This window comes from Streptomyces sp. NBC_00335 (assembly GCF_036127095.1).
In the GTDB taxonomy this organism is placed as follows: Bacteria; Actinomycetota; Actinomycetes; order Streptomycetales; family Streptomycetaceae; genus Streptomyces.
In genome coordinates, this window is sequence record NZ_CP108006.1 from 1438059 (window position 1) to 1453351 (window position 15293).

9 protein-coding genes are annotated in these 15293 nt (G+C 74.5%); 5 read left to right on the plus strand and 4 right to left on the minus strand.

Annotation, left to right across the window (positions count from 1 at the left end):
* Window positions 1-59: 59 nt before the first annotated feature.
* Window positions 60-1064: a GlxA family transcriptional regulator gene (locus OHA37_RS06630; protein ID WP_266903400.1), complete on the plus strand. Its 1005-nt coding sequence runs from the start codon at window positions 60-62 to the stop codon at window positions 1062-1064.
* Window positions 1061-3886: a SpoIIE family protein phosphatase gene (locus OHA37_RS06635; protein WP_266903401.1), complete on the plus strand. Its 2826-nt coding sequence runs from the start codon at window positions 1061-1063 to the stop codon at window positions 3884-3886. Before OHA37_RS06630 ends, OHA37_RS06635 begins: the two co-directional genes overlap by 4 nt.
* A gap of 28 nt (window positions 3887-3914) precedes the next feature.
* Here the strand turns inward: OHA37_RS06635 and OHA37_RS06640 are convergent, their stop codons facing one another.
* From OHA37_RS06640 to recQ, 4 genes are read right to left on the minus strand one after another with little or no spacing between them, the layout of a single operon-like run.
* The gene (locus tag OHA37_RS06640) at window positions 3915-4523 is read right to left on the minus strand and encodes a GNAT family N-acetyltransferase (RefSeq protein WP_266903402.1); all 609 of its coding nucleotides are present in this window, start codon (window positions 4521-4523) and stop codon (window positions 3915-3917) included.
* Window positions 4524-4580: 57 nt separating this feature from the next.
* Window positions 4581-6632 carry a SpoIIE family protein phosphatase gene (locus OHA37_RS06645; RefSeq protein ID WP_266903403.1) on the minus strand — a complete coding sequence of 684 codons (2052 nt, stop codon included), beginning with the start codon at window positions 6630-6632 and terminating at the stop codon, window positions 4581-4583.
* A 39-nt stretch (window positions 6633-6671) separates the two neighbouring features.
* Complete coding sequence (locus tag OHA37_RS06650; protein WP_266903404.1) at window positions 6672-9971, minus strand: DUF3376 domain-containing protein; 3300 nt, start codon at window positions 9969-9971, stop codon at window positions 6672-6674.
* Between the two features lie 48 nt (window positions 9972-10019).
* Entirely contained in the window at window positions 10020-12107 is a 2088-nt protein-coding gene (gene recQ / locus OHA37_RS06655; protein ID WP_266903405.1) for a DNA helicase RecQ, read from the minus strand.
* Between the two features lie 174 nt (window positions 12108-12281).
* On the opposite strand from recQ, the gene OHA37_RS06660 reads away from it, so the two are divergent.
* The 3 genes from OHA37_RS06660 (at window position 12282) to OHA37_RS06670 (ending at window position 15095) form a co-directional block, all read left to right on the plus strand.
* Window positions 12282-13052: a maleate cis-trans isomerase gene (locus OHA37_RS06660; protein ID WP_266903406.1), complete on the plus strand. Its 771-nt coding sequence runs from the start codon at window positions 12282-12284 to the stop codon at window positions 13050-13052.
* A 115-nt stretch (window positions 13053-13167) separates the two neighbouring features.
* Entirely contained in the window at window positions 13168-13992 is an 825-nt protein-coding gene (locus OHA37_RS06665) for a PP2C family protein-serine/threonine phosphatase (RefSeq protein ID WP_266903407.1), read from the plus strand.
* A 155-nt stretch (window positions 13993-14147) separates the two neighbouring features.
* Window positions 14148-15095, plus strand: coding sequence for an MASE1 domain-containing protein (locus OHA37_RS06670; RefSeq protein ID WP_266912563.1), 948 nt, complete (start codon window positions 14148-14150; stop codon window positions 15093-15095).
* The last annotated feature ends 198 nt before the right edge of the window (window positions 15096-15293 follow it).

The following is a 15293-nucleotide window of genomic DNA, read 5'->3' on the forward strand; positions in this document are numbered from 1 at the left end:
GCATTTTCCGGGGGCTCGGGCCTCCCCTTCGGCCGGGCCTGCGTGGCAGACTCACGGCCATGCACCGCGTCGCGATCGTCGCCCAGCCCGGCATCCGCGCTTTCGACCTGGCCGTCATCACCGAGGTCTGGGGGTCCGACCGCGGCCATCTCGGGGTACCGGCTTTCGAGCTGCGCCGGTGCGCCCTCGACACCGGCCCGATCCCGCTCCCCGGCGGGCTGTCCCTGGCTCCCGATCGCGGGCTCGACTGGCTCCGCGAAGCCGACCTCGTCGTGGTCCCCGCGCTGGAGCGGCCCGGCGACCGGACGCCCGAGCCGGTCCTCGCCGCCCTGCGGGACGCCCACGCCCGGGGCATCCCGGTGGCCGCCCTGTGCGCCGGGGCCTTCATCCTCGCCGAGGCCGGGCTGCTGGCGGGCCGCCGGGCCGTGACCCACTGGTCCCTGGCCCCGGCGCTGGCCGGCCGGTACCCCGCCGTGCGCGTCGAGGAGGCCCCGCTCTACGTCGGGGACGACGGGCTGTGGACCTCCGCCGGGGTCGCCTCCGGCATCGACCTCTGCCTGCACCTGGTCCGCGAGGCCCACGGCTCCGAGGCGGCCGCCGCCATCGCCCGCTCGATGGTGACCGGGCCCTTCCGCACCGGCGAACACGCCCAGTACCTGGACCGCCCGACCCCGGTCGCCGACCGGACCGCCGAGGCGCTGGCCCTCGTACGGGAGCGGGCGCTCGGGCGGCTGCACGAGGCGCTGGACGTGGCCACCCTGGCCCGGTGGGCCGGGATGTCGCCGCGTTCCTTCGCCCGGCACTTCGCCGCAGCCACCGGCACCACCCCGCACAAATGGCTCCTGGGCCACCGTCTGGACGAAGCCCGCAAACTGCTGGAACGCACCGATCATCCGGTCACCGAGGTGGCCCGGCGGGCCGGATTCGCCAGCGAGGTCACCTTCCGGCAGCACTTCGCCTCGTACGTCGGCACGAGCCCCCGGGCCTACCGTGCGGCCGCTACCGCACCGGGACCCCCCGGGCCTCCCCCAAACCCCGTCGACAGTGTTAGAAATGGCTCATGACCGGACGTTTTGGCCTAGCCAGGGGCTCTGAAGGAGCGCCGCAGGACAGGCCCCCGCCCGAGGACGGGTCCCCACCCGGAATCGGGCCCGGACGCTCCCGGCTGTTCGCGCGCCTTTCGCTCGGCGCCCGCAGCGTCGCCGGCCAGGTCTTCGCCCTCCAGGCCGTCCTCGTGCTGGTGCTGATCACCGCCGCCGCCACGGCCCTGTTCTTCCAAGCCCGGTACGACAGCCAGCGCGACGCCCGCAACCGCTCCCTCGCCGCCGCCGAGGCATTCGCGCACGCCCCCGGCCTCCCGGCGGCCCTGAAGTCCCCCGACCCCACCGCCGTGCTCCAGCCGCTGGCCGAGGGCGCCCGCCGGGCCTCGGGCGTCGACTTCATCGCCGTCATGACCACCGACGGGATCCGGTACACCGACTCCCGCCCCGAGCTGATCGGCCGGCGCGCCACCGGCGACCTCTCGCGCGCCGTGGCCGGCCAGGCCTTCACCGAGACCTTCGAGGGCAAGCCGAGCGACGTGGTCCGCGCCGTGGTCCCCGTACGGGACTCCGCGGGCGCGGTCGTCGGCCTGGTCGCCACCGGCATCGAGGTCGGGAACGTCGGCGACGGGGTCGAGGGCCAGCTGCCCCTGCTCCTGGGCGCGGCCACCGGCGCCCTGCTCCTCGGCACCGGCGGCGCGGCCCTCGTCAGCCGCCGGCTGCGGCGCCAGACCCGGGGCCTCGGCGAGGCCGAGATGACCCGGATGAACGAACACCACGAGGCGGTTCTGCACGCCGTCCGCGAGGGCGTCCTGATCATCGACGCCGAGGGCCGGCTGCTGCTGGCCAACGACGAGGCCCGCCGCCTCCTCGACCTGCCCTCCGACGCCGAGCTGCGGCACGTGGGCGACCTAGGCCTCGATCCGCCCACCGCCGCGCTGCTGGCCTCCGGGCGGATCGCCACCGACGAGGTGCACCGCGCGGGCGACCGGCTCCTCGCCGTGAACGTCCGCCCGACCAAGCCCTACGGGGGCCGCCCCTCCGGCACCGTGACCACCCTGCGCGACTCCACCGAGCTCGCCGCGCTGTCCGGCCGGGCCGCGGTCGCCCGCGACCGCCTCCAGCTGCTCTACGACGCCGGCGTGCGCATCGGGACCACCCTGGACGTGGTGCGCACCGCCGAGGAGCTCTCCGAGGTCGCGGTCCCGCGGTTCGCGGACTTCGTCACCGTCGAGCTGCTGGAGCCGGTGCTGCGCGGCGAGGAGCCCGGCGGCGGGGTGCACACCGAGATGCGCCGGGCCGCCATCAGCGGGATCCGTGTGGATTCCCCGCTCCAGCCGGTGGGAGACGTGATCCGCTTCGTGGTGCCGACCGCGCCGATGTCGGCGGCCCTGGACGCCGGGCGGGCGGTCCTCGCGGCCGATCTGAACTGCGCCTTCGGCTGGCGGGCCCAGGACCACGACGGCACCCGGGTGGCCCTGGACTACGGGCTGCATTCGCTGATCTCCGTACCGCTCCAGGCCCGCGGGGTGGTGCTCGGCATGGCCAACTTCTGGCGGGCCGACACTCCGGAGCCCTTCGACGAGGAGGACCTGTCCTTCGCGGAGGAGCTGGCGGCGCGGGCCGCGGTCTCCATCGACAACGCCCGCCGCTTCACGCGCGAGCACGCGGTGGCCGTGACCCTCCAGCGCAGTCTGCTGCCGCGGGTGCTGCCCGATCTGAGCGCCGTGGACGTCGCCTTCCGGTACCTGCCCGCGAAGGCGGGGGTGGGCGGGGACTGGTTCGACGTGATCCCGCTCGCCGGGGCCCGGGTCGCGCTGGTCGTCGGCGACGTGGTGGGGCACGGGGTGCACGCCGCCGCCACCATGGGCCGGCTGCGGACCGCCGTGCACAACTTCTCCACGCTCGACATGCCGCCCGACGAGCTGCTGGGCCACCTGGACGAGCTGATCGACCGGATCGACCAGGACGAGTCCTCGGCCGAAGAGGGCTCCGGGGAGAGGGAATCCTCCGGGGTCACCGGCGCCACCTGCCTCTACGCGGTGTACGACCCGGTGTCGGGCCACTGCGCCATGGCCAGCGCCGGCCACCCCGGCCCGGCGCTGGTCGGGCCCGACGGCCGGGTCGCGTACCCCGAGCTGCCGATCGGGCTGCCGCTGGGCGTCGGCGGGATGCCCTTCGAGGCCGTGGAGCTGCGGCTGCCCGAGGCGAGCCGGCTCGTGCTGTTCACCGACGGGCTGCTGGAGGACCGCGACCGGGACTTCGACACCGGCCTCGCCCTGCTGACCGAGGCCCTGTCCCGGCCGGACCGCAGCCCCGACCAGGCCTGCTCCGATGTGCTGGCCTCGCTGCTGTTCCCGGCGCCGAGCGATGACATCGCCCTGCTCATCGCCGACACCCGGCGGCTCCCGGCCGAGCAGATCGCGGAGTGGGAGGTGCGCCCGGACCCCTCGGACGTGTCCCGGGTCCGCCGCGCGGGCTCCGCGCAGCTGACCGCGTGGGGCCTGGGGGACGTCACCTTCACCGCCGAGCTCATCCTCAGCGAGCTGATCACCAACGCCATCCGGTACGGGACCCCGCCGATCCGGGTCCGGCTGCTCCGCGACCGCACCCTGATCTGCGAGATCTCCGACGGCAGCAGCACCTCGCCGCACCTGCGCTACGCGGCCACGACGGACGAGGGCGGGCGCGGCCTCTTCCTCGTCGCCCAGTACGCGGAGCGCTGGGGCACCCGCTACACGGACCGCGGCAAGGTGATCTGGGCGGAGCTCCCCCTGACGGGCGCGGCGGAGCCGGCGCCGCCGGCCGTGGTGGACCTGGACGCCCTGGAGGACCTGGCCTGGTAGCCGGAGGGTGCGCTGTCCCCCGCCCGGCTCAGAGCCGGGCGGCCAGCCGCGCCTTCGCCTCCGGCCATTCGGCCGCCAGCAGGGAGAAGTACACGCTGTCGCGCCAGGTGCCGTCCGGGCGGCGGCGGTGACGGCGCAGGACGCCTTCGCGCTGCGCTCCGAGGCGGGCGATGGCGGCCTGGGAGCGGGTGTTGAGGTGGTCCGTCTTGAGCTGGACCCGGCCCATGCCGAGGTCTTCGAAGGCGTGGGTGAGCAGGAGCAGCTTGGACTCGGTGTTGACGGCGCTGCGCCAGTACGCGCGCCCGTACCAGGTCCAGCCGATCTCCAGGCGTTCGTCGGCCGCGCTGATGTCCAGGTACGTGGTCCAGCCCACGGCCCGGCCGCTTCCGAGGTGGATGACGGCGAAGGGGACGTACTCGCCGCGCTCCGCCGCCTCCAGCACGGTGTCGAGCGTGGCGCCCAGCTCCTCCTGCGTCCGCGGCGCGGGGCCGCCCTGCCAGCGCCACACCTCCTCGTCCCCGCCGCCGGCCGCGTACAGGTCGGGGAGGTGACTGCGGGTGAGCGGCTCCAGGCGGACGTGGCGGCCGGTAAGCGTGACGGGGGACGGCGACTTGGCCGACGTGGACGTGGCAGACATGACGAAGACGCTAGCCGCTCTTTGCGCTAGAGACAACACATTATTGCACTAGTGCATTTACAGGGTCCGGGCCAGCAGCACCGCCACGTCGTCCTGCGGGGCCTCCGGGAGGAGGGCCGCCAGGATCGTGTCGCACAGTGCCTCCAAGGGCTCCCCCGCACCCCTCAGGGCCCCCGCCAGCCCCGCCATCCCCTCGTCCAGGTCCCGGTCCCGGGACTCGATGAGGCCGTCGGTGTAGAGCACGAGCAGGCTGCCCGGTTCGAGCCGGACCTCCTCCGTGCGGAACTCCCGTCCGCCCGTGCCGAGCGGGGTTCCCGGCGGGCCGTGCAGGAAGGTCACGGCCCCGGCGGCCGTGACCACGGCCGGCGGCGGGTGGCCGGCGCGGGCGATGACGCACGCTCCCGACACCGGGTCGTGGACGGCGTAGACGCACGTGGCCATCTCGTCCTCGCCGAGGTCCGCCACCACCGCGTCCAGCGAGCGGAGCATCTCCTCCGGGCTCACCTGATGCCGCGCCAGGGTCCGTACGGCGGTGCGCAGTTGGCCCATGACCGCGGCCGCGTGGATGCCGTGGCCCATCACGTCGCCGATCACCAGGCCGGTCCGGCCGTCCGGCAGCTCGATCACGTCGAACCAGTCCCCGCCGACGTCGTGGTCGCTGGCCGGCAGGTAGCGGCCGGTCAGCTCCAGGCCGGCGACCTCGGGCAGCGCGTTGTTGGTGAGGCTGCGCTGCAGGGTCAGGGCCGCCGCGCGCTGGGTGGTGTACATCCGGGCGTTGTCGATGTTCAGGGCCGCCCGGGCCACCACCTCGTCGATCAGTACGCAGTCCTCGTGGTCGAAGACCTCGCGCCCGCGCACCCGGGTCACCACGACCACCCCGAGCACCCGGCCGCGGGCCACCAGCGGGACCATGCGGGCGCAGCCGAGGGTGGCGAGGTAGGCGCGCAGCGCGCCCGCGCGCGGGTCCTTGATCAGGGCCGGGATGTCGGCGGTGAAGAGGTTCATCGCCACGCCCTCGGTGATGACCTGCTCGTAGGCGGTGCCCGCCGGGATCTGGAAGGTCTGCCCGGCGGTCAGCTTGGCGGTGGGCGCTGCCGGATCCGGGAAGAGGGAGGCCAGGCGGCGCAGCACGCCCCGCGTGGAGGCCCCGGCCTCGTCCGGGTCCAGTACGGCTTCCAGGAGCTGTACGTCGGCCGAGTCCGCGAGCTGCGGTACCAGCACCTCCACGATCTCCTGGGCCGTCTGCCCCAGGTCCAGCGTGGTGCCGATGCGGGTGCCGGCCTCGGAGAGCAGGGCGAAGCGGCTGCGCGCCCGCTCCGCCTCCGCCTGGGCGCGCTGTCCGTCGGTGATGTCGATGAGGGAGGCGATCAGGCCGAGCCGCCGCCCGGAGCCGTCCAGCAGCGGGGCGTAGGAGCAGGACCAGGTCCGGTCGTGGTCGGGGTCGGCGGGGGTGCGGCCGGTGCGGCGGACGTCCACGACGGCGGAGCCGCATTCCAGCACCTTGCGCATGAGCCGTTCGAGCGCGGCGGCGTTGACCCCGGGCACCACCTCGGTGAGCCGTTTGCCGACGTGCTCGGCGGCGGACACCCCGTTCATCCGGGCGAGGGCGTCGTTGACGCGCAGGAAGCGCAGGTCCGGGCCGAGGGTGCCGAGGCCGATCGGCGACTGGGTGAACAGGCTCTGCAGCGCGGCCAGCGAATCGCGCATCCCGAGGACCTCGGAGGTCTCCACGGCGATGAGCATGGAACCGGTGCGCCCCTGCGGATCGGGGGAGGGCAGGATCCACATCTCCATCGGGACCTGGTGGCCGTCGCGGTGGCGCACGGGCAGGGTGCCGACGACGGTCTCCCCGGCCTGGACCCTGCGGGTCAGCTGGTCGGCGAGTTCGTGGTTGGCGTCGGGGACGAGCACGGCGGAGCCCAGCCGGCCGAGGATGTCCTCGGGGCGGTGCCCGAGCAGGTCCTGGGCGGCCAGCGACCACTCGACGACGAGCCCGTCGGCGTCCTCCCGCCACAGGGCGATCGGCAGCAGCTCGCTCAGTACGCCCGCGTACCCGACAGCAGCCACCGGCTGGTCCGGTACCTCGCTCGTCTCCTGGTACGTGTCCAATGCGCCGACCTCACCCCAGGGGGCCTGATTCCTAACGATTCACACTATCCGAGCCTTCGCTGACCGGCGCTGTGTCGCGCCGGATTCCGGCTTCGGGTGGAGCCAGGGCAGGATCACGGTGACCCACATCAGGACGACGTAGAGGATCAGGGCTCCCCACCAGCCGCCCAGCGGGCCCCGCTGGAACTGGACCAGGCCGGCGAGGACCCCCGCGAACAGGGCGGCTCCCAGCACCGGCCCCCACCGCTCGGAGCCGGTGAAGAGCAGCGCGGCGGCCGCCAGCGCGAACAGCGCGCCGACCAGCAGGGTGCGCTCCCAGCCGTCGGCGCCGGGCGGGCCGGGCAGGTGGGCGCGGGGCAGCCACAGGCCGACGACGGGCAGGGCCGGCAGGGTGACGAGCATCAGGAGCACGCGCGGGGCTCCGCCCGGGACCCCGGAGCGGAGCAGGGCCGCCAGGGCGGCCATCGCGAAGAGACAGAGCGGGACGTGCCCGGGCAGCGAGGACCAGTGCCCGGTGCTGAAGCCGACGCCGGTCCACATCAGCGCGGCCGCCACCAGGGCGGGGACGGGGGCGAACGCGGCGATCACCGGCAGCAGGCAGAACAGCGGCTTCAGGGCGGACAGCACGGCGCGCGGCAGCCGGGCCGCGAACCGTCCGGAGGGCTGGAGCGCGGGCCAGGCGATGAGCGCCGTGCGCACGACCGCACGGCACGGATCGGGGGCCCTCAGGAGCCGGTCGACCCGTTCGGCGGCGACCTCGCCGAGCGCGTCGAGCCCCTTCTTCAGGGCGCCGGGGGCGTCGAGGTCGGGCTCCAGGAAGGACAGCGCCCGCGGGATGTCGCCCGGGCGGTTACCGGACGCGGGGCCTTCCCGGTGCAGGGCGGTCAGCAGCGGCAGTTCCTCGTCGAGGATCTCGCGCTGGCGGACGGCGGTCAGTACGTAGCGCACCCGGTCCCAGGGGCACATCCGCGGCCTGAGCCGCAGGGAGTCGGCCCACAGCGCGGCGAAGCGGGGGCAGGGGCCCAGCCGGGCGGCGAGCCGGTCCCTGAGGTCGGGGAGGCCGGTGAAGCCGCCGAAGGCGTGTTCGAGGCGTTCGTCGGTGGCGACGACGGAGACGAGCGAGGCGGCCGTGTCGAGGCGGCCCCAGATCCAGTCGGAGAGCCGCCAGCGGACGCTGAGGAAGGCGGCGAAGTTGCCGAGCTGGTTGCCGCTGAGCTTGCCGTGGACCGTGTCCTGCGGGGTGCGGTGAGGGCCCATGACCCGGTCGGCGGCCCAGCTGTCGTTGGCCGCGGAGACCGTGTGGAAGGAGATGTCGGTGGCCTCGGACTGCGGATCGGGGCGCAGCGGGCCGAGGATCACCTCGGCGTCGGTGAGCGCGGCGCGCATCTCGTCGGCGCCGAGGAGGGCGGCCTCGCCGAGGGCCTGGAAGCCGGCCGGGGCCGGTACCAGGGCCGTCCCGATGGTGCGGCCGAGGCGGGAGATCCGGTCCAGGAGCTCCTGGTAGGGGCCGGGGTCGGCGGCCTCCCCGCTCCCGGCTCCGGTGCCCGGCGCGGGCTGGGGTTCCTCGGTGATCCGGGCGGCCAGGTCCCGGGCCCAGCGGTACCAGGCCTCCGCGGGCTCCCCGTCGGCCGGCACCGCGGGCATCGCGGTGCGCAGCCGGGCGGTGGCGGCGCCATGGGGTCCGAGGGGGCCCGGCGGGTCGCCGGGCACCCGGCCGCTTTCGAGTGCCTCGGCGTAGGCGGTGAGCAGCAGCCGGTCCCGGGCGGCGGTCAGGGTGGAGACGGCGAAGCGGTAGGCGTAGAGGAGTTCCCGGCACTCGGCGATGGCGGCGAGGTGTTCGTCCCGCGCGTCGTCGTTCTCGTAGGCCACCACCCAGTCCATGAGCAGCCGTACGGCGCGGGCCAGGGCCAGCGGTGAGGAGTACGGGGTGGGCGCGAGGGCCGGGGCCGCCTCCCGGAGCCGGGCGAAGAGCACCGGGGCCCGGCCGCCGGCCCGGTCCAGCCGCGCCAGCGGGCCGGGGCCGCAGGGCACCGGGAGCGGATCGGGGCCGGTCACCGCGGCCGGGTCCGACAGCAGCCGGACGAGCCGCTCGGCCCCGGCCAGGCCGACGGCCGGGGAGTACGAGGCCGCGCGCGCGAGCGCCGCCCTCTGCAGCGCGGCGCGGTCCGCGGGCAGCGCGCGGGTGACGGCGCGGGCCATCTGCGTGGCGGCCGCGGCTGCCCTCATCTCGACGGCGTCCTCGTACAGGGACTCCGAGCCGGACTTCACGGCCAGGGATTTCGCGGCGATCCGGACGAGGCGGGTGGCCCGTTTGCGGTTGCCCTTCTCGGGCTCGGGCGGGAAGGGCGGCACGGGCTGGAGGAACAGCAGCCACCGGTCGGCCCTTCCCGTCACCGGGATTCCGGCGACGGCCCGGACGGCCCAGGCGACGGGGATGTTGTCGAGGAGCCCGCCGTCGATGAACTCGGCGCAGCCGTCCAGTTCGCCGTCGGGGTAGCCGCTCTCGCTGCTGATCCCGCGCATGTCCACCCGGGGCGCGGCCTCCTCCCGCTGCGGTGCGTCGTCGCCGACGAAGCAGCGGCCCGGCTCGAAGGCCACGGGGAAGGAGGAGGAGGAGGTGCGGGCCGCGTACGCGAGCCGGTCCAGGGCGTCCCCGCGGGCCTCGCCGTCGGGGAAGTCGGTGAGGCCGCCGCGGTGGCGGAAGTGGAAGTACGCGTTCGAGCGGCCGACCAGCAGCGGCTCCCCCAGGGTGGGCCGCACCCAGTCCGTACGGGGCCGCAGCCGGGTCGCCGTCAGGATCAGCCGCAGCGAGGAGGCGGGCCGCGAGGCGGTGCCGGGCGGCGGGACGAGCGCCTCCAGGGCCGCGCGGAGCCCGCCGTAGAAGACCTCGTCGCCGCGCATCAGCGCGTTGGGGACGTCGAAGAGAGCCGGGCGGCGCAGGAGGTCTTCGAGGTCGCCGAGGCGCAGCCAGACGTCGCGGACCCCGTGGTCGAAGGGCATGCCGTACACGAGGTGGCAGGCGAGCAGGACCCCGTTGAGGCCGCCGGCGCTGGTGCCCGAGAGGACGTCGATGTCGACGGTGCGGTAGCCGCCGGCGTCGAGCAGGGTCCGGTAGACGTCCGGGCAGCCGGGGCCTTTCGTCGGACTCCCGTCGTCGCCCGAGGGGCAGCCGGGCGTTTGACGACAGGCCCGGGCGCCGGGAGCGTCCGGGGCGGCTTCCCGCAGCTTCGACACCTCGCAGCACGCGCCGCCCATCCAGACGGCGAGGCTGACCCCGCCCCGCATGGCGAGGGCCAGCCGCAACTCCGTACCGCGGGGCCCCGGCCGGGTACCGGTCATACCTCCAGCTTGGCCCCGGACCGGGCGCCCCGCAGCCGGGCTCGGCTACTACTCCCAGTCGTCCCAGGGCGGGTCGATGTCCTCGTCCTCCGGGCCGAAGAGCGACTCCTCCGCCCGCGGGGCCGGATGGGGCTGGGCGGGTACGGCGGCCGGCGGGCGCGCGGCGGCCGGGGCGGTCCGGGTGGCCGCCGCGGGGGCGGACACGGCGGCCCGGGGGGCCGCCACCGGGGCGGCTGCGGACTCCGAAGGCTCGGCCCCCGCACCACCCGGTTCGGGCTGCGCTCCGCCCAGGGTCTTCAAGATGCCCTCGGCGTACTTGGCGAGCTTGGCCTCGCCGACTCCGCTGATGGTGCCCAGCTCCGCGACCGTCGTGGGCAGCCCCGTCGCGATCTCCCGCAGCGTCGCGTCGTGGAAGACGACGTACGCCGGGACGCCCTGCTCCCGCGCGGTCTCGGCGCGCCATGCGCGCAGGGACTCGAACACCGGCACGGCGGCCGCCGGCAGGTCGACCGGTACCCGGCCGCCCTTCCCGGAGCGCGATCCGCCGGACTCCCTGCGGGACGAACCGGCCGCCGGCGCCGTCTCCTTGCGCATCGGGACGCTCCGGCGGCCGCCCAGCACCTCGCCGCTGGCCTCGGTCAGCACCAGCGTGCCGTAGTCGCCCTCCACCGCCAGCAGTCCGAGCGCCAGCAACTGCCGGACGACCCCGCGCCATTCGTTCGTGCCGAGGTCCGCTCCGATGCCGAACACCGAGAGCCCGTCGTGGTCGAACTGGATGACCTTGGCGGTCTTCTTGCCCTGCAGGATGTCGATGATCTGGCCGGCGCCGAACTTCTGGCGGCGCTCCTTGGCCAGCCGCCACACCGTGGACAGCAGCTTCTGCGCCGCGACCGTACCGTCCCAGGACTCGGCCGGCGTCAGGCAGGTGTCGCAGTTCCCGCAGTCCGGCGCGCCGGTCTGCCCGAAGTACGCCAGCAGCCGCACCCGGCGGCAGCCGACCGTCTCGCACAGCGCGAGCATCGCCTCCAGGTGTCCGGCCAGCGCCCGGCGGTGCGCTTCGTCGCCCTCGGAGCCCTCGATCATCTTGCGCTGCTGCACCACGTCCTGGAGCCCGTACGCCAGCCAGGCCGTGGCGGGCTCCCCGTCGCGGCCGGCGCGGCCGGTCTCCTGGTAGTAGCCCTCGACCGATTTGGGCAGGTCCAGGTGGGCCACGAAGCGCACGTCCGGCTTGTCGATGCCCATGCCGAAGGCGATCGTGGCCACCACCACGACCCCGTCCTCCCGCAGGAACTTCGACTGGTTCGCCGCGCGCGTCCGGGAGTCCATGCCCGCGTGGTAGGGCACGGCGTCGATGCCCTGCTCGACCAGGGCGGCCGCCGTCTTCTCCACCGAGGCCCGGGAGAGGCAGTAGACGACCCCCGCGTCGCCGGGGTGCTCGGTGCGGATCAGCTCCAGCAGCTGCTTGACCGGGTTGTTCTTCGCCACGATCCGGTACTGGATGTTGGGCCGGTCGAAGCCGGCCACGAAGTGGCGGGCCTCCTCCAGGCCGAGGCGCGCGGCGATCTCGGCGTGCGTGGCCTCGGTGGCCGTCGCGGTCAGCGCGATCCGCGGCACCTTGGGCCAGCGCTCGTGCAGCATGGACAGCGCGAGGTAGTCCGGCCGGAAATCGTGGCCCCACTGGGCGACGCAGTGCGCCTCGTCGATGGCGAAGAGCGAGACCGTGCCCCGGTCGAGGAGCCGCTGCGTCCCTTCGGTGCGCAGCCGCTCGGGCGCCAGGTAGAGCAGGTCGAGCTCACCGGCGACGAAGGCCTGCTCGACCGCGCGCCGGTCGTCGGACAGCTGCGTCGAATTGAGGAACCCTGCCCGCACCCCGAGCGCGTTGAGCGCGTCCACCTGGTCCTGCATGAGCGCGATCAGCGGGGAGATCACCACTCCGGTGCCCGCTCTGACCAGCGCCGGGATCTGGTAGCAGAGCGATTTGCCGCCGCCGGTGGGCATCAGCACCAGCGCGTCGCCGCCGCCGGCCACGTGCTCGATGATCTGCTGCTGCTCGCCGCGGAACGAGTCGTACCCGAAGACGCGGTGGAGCACCTGCTGGGCGTCGGGGATCTCGACGGCTGCTTCGGAAGGGGTCATCCCAGAAGCCTAGCGACCTCCTCGGACACATCCGCCCGGATCCCCCCGACCCTGTGGATATCCCGGAAGGACCCACGGCTCGTCACGCGGCGGCGCGGCCGGGCGCCCGGGCGGCCCGACCGGTGACACAGTGGAAGATCTCCCGTATCTCCAGGCCTCCGAGAGGAACACGCGATGTGGCAGCCCGACGGGTGGGACGTGCGCGTCCGCCTCGGCGTCCTCACCCCGCACGCCGATGTCGGCCCCGAGTCGGAGCTGCGCGCCATGGCTCCGGCCGACGTGGGCCTGCACGCCGCCCGGGTGCCGTTCCGCGCGATGGGGCGCGGCGGCGCGATGGACCCCACCATTCCGCTCGCCCCCGTACGGGCCTTCGCCGAGTCCCCGCACGTGGACGAGGCCGCCGAGCTGCTGGCCGCCGCCCCGGTGTCGGTGATCGCCTATGCCTTCACCAGCTCCGCCTACGTCATCGGCCCGCGCGGGGAGGGGTACATGCTGGACCGGCTGCGCGAGCGCACCCACGGGCTGCCCGTGGTCGCCACCTGCGCCGCCACCGCCCTGGCGCTGCGGGCGCTGGGGGCCGGCCGGATCGCTCTGGTGGACCCGCCGTGGTTCGACGAGACGCTGAGCGATCTGGGCCGGGGCTACTACGAGGACACCGGCTTCGAGGTCCCGTACGCCGCCCCTTGCGGCCTGCCCAGCGGGCAGACCCTCATCGGGCCGCGGGCCCTGCACGACTGGGTGGCGGAGCACGTCCCCGACACCGCGGACGCGGTCGTCATCGGCGGCAACGGCTTCCGCGCCGTCGGGGCGATCGAGACCCTGGAGGCCACCTTGGGCCGCCCGGTCCTGACCGCGAACCAGACCCTCCTCTGGGCGGCCCTGCGCGCCGCGGCCACCCCGACCACCCCCATCACCGCCTACGGCCGGCTGTTCTCGACGGCCTGAGGCGCCGCGGCACCTCCCCGGCCACCTGCGCGCCGTGCGCCGAGCCGAAATATGATGGGCCCGGGTCTTTCGCGCAGCGGAAGCAGAGGCACATGGACACATCCCGGAGCGGTCCGTGACCCCGCGCCGGCCCGCCCGGCCCGCCAGCGCGGACCTGCTGAGCATGCTGGGCCGGCTCACCGCCCAGGCGCGGGAGGGCGCGGAGCTGCAGCGGGCCCGGGTGGAGCTGGCCGAGGCCCTGCAGCGCGAGTTGCTGCCCGCCTCCCTGCCCGTGCTGCCGGGGCTGAGGACCGCGGCCCGGTACGCGCCCGCCCGGCTCGGCCTGGACATCGGCGGCGACTGGTACGACGGCTTCCGGGTGGCGGGCGGAGCCCTCGCCTTCTCCATCGGCGACGTACAGGGGCACGATGTGGCGGCCACCGCCTTCATGGGGCAGGTCCGGGTGTGCCTGCGCGCCGTGGCCGCCGTCGTCCTCGATCCCGGCGAGGTGCTGAGCCAGGCCAATGACGTGCTGCTCTCGATGGACAGCGAGCTGTTCGCGACCTGCAGCCTGCTCCGCTTCGATCCCCGCACGTGGGAGCTCCAGACGGCCCGGGCCGGCCATGTCCCCACCGTCTGGGCCACCGTCGACGGCCGGTACGGCATCGCCGAGGACGCCGGCGGTCCGCCGCTGGGCACGGTCGCCGGAGCCCGGTACCCGGTGACCCGCCGCAGGCTGACGGAGGCGGGCTCCATCGTGCTGGTCACCGACGGGGTGGTCGAAGGGCCGTCGTTCCCCATCGAGGCGGGGCTGGAGCGCGTGGCCCGGATCGTCGCGGAGGAGGCGGGGGCCGATCCCGACGAGCTGGCCGCCGAGGTGATGAAGGTGGCCGATTTCACCGGCCACGCCGACGACGCCGCTGTGCTCGTCCTCAGCCACGACGCGGCCGGACCACGCTGACCCTCCCCCGGGCCGGCCCGGCCCTCTCCAGGACAGGCTGGCCCTCCCCGGACAAGCTGGCCCTCCCCGGACCAGGCGAGATCCGAAAGAGACGGCCCAGCCGCCCGGTCGCGCGTGTCACGCCCCGCCGGGGCGCCGGGCCGTTGTCTGATGCAGTGGTGCGCACCGTGGAATGGCGACGTCCGGCCGAAGCCCTCCTCCGGATCCTCGGGGTCGCCGTCGCCTACTACGCGACCGGTCGGCTCGGCCTGCTGCTGCACGTGAGCGTCGAGGGGGCGGTCGTCACGCCCCTGTGGCTGCCCACCGGGATCGCCGTCGCCTGCCTGTTGTGGTGCGGTCCCCGGATCTGGCCGGGCATCGCGCTCGGGACCTACCTCGCCATCGAGCGGATCAGCGCGTTCGACCCCGTCGACCTCGGCATCGTCGCGGGCAACACCCTCGCTCCGCTGTGCGCCTACGCGCTGCTGCGCCGGGCGGGCTTCCGCCCGGAACTGGACCGGCTGCGGGACGGGCTGGCGCTGGTCTTCCTCGGTGGCCTGCTGCCGATGCTGATCAGCTCCACCACCGGGACCTGGACGCTGGTGCTCACCGGTGACCTGCCGCTGCCGAGCTTCTGGCCGGTGTGGTCGGCCTGGTGGGCCGGCGACACGATGGGCGTCCTCCTGGTGACCCCGCTGCTGCTGGTCCTGCGCCGGGCCCGGCTGCCCCGGGACCCCTACCGGGTGGCCGAGGCGGCGGCTCTGGCGGTGACGGTCAGCGCCGTCACCCTCACGGCCACCCGCAGCTCCCTGTCCCTGCTCTTCCTCGTCTTCCCGCTGCTCATCTGGGCCGCGGTGCGCTTCCGGCTCCCCGGCAGCGCACCGTGCGCCCTGCTCGTGTCGGTCCTGGCGATCACGGCGGCGACCGACCGCGCCGGGCCCTTCGCCGGCCACACCCTCTTCGAGATCATGGTCAACCTCCAGGCGCTCAACGGAGCGGCCGCCCTGACCGCGCTGCTGCTGGCGGCCCTCGTCACCGAGCAGGACAACGTCCGCCTGAAGATCGAGGAGCTCTGTGAGGACCTGGCCGACGTGGTGGCCCGCCTGGCCCCGCCGAAGGAATGACGGACGGCCGAAGAAACCCTTGACTCAGGCGAAATAGGGAGGAAACTCATCAATACACCGGAATACCGGATAGAGCCGCACCTCCTTCTGGAGACGTCCAGAAGCCCGCGTGACCCTTTTCCAGGCTCTGGCCAGGCCCCCGGCAGCAGATGTCGACCATGGGAGCCATCGGCGACGGCGGATGGCTCATGGAATCGA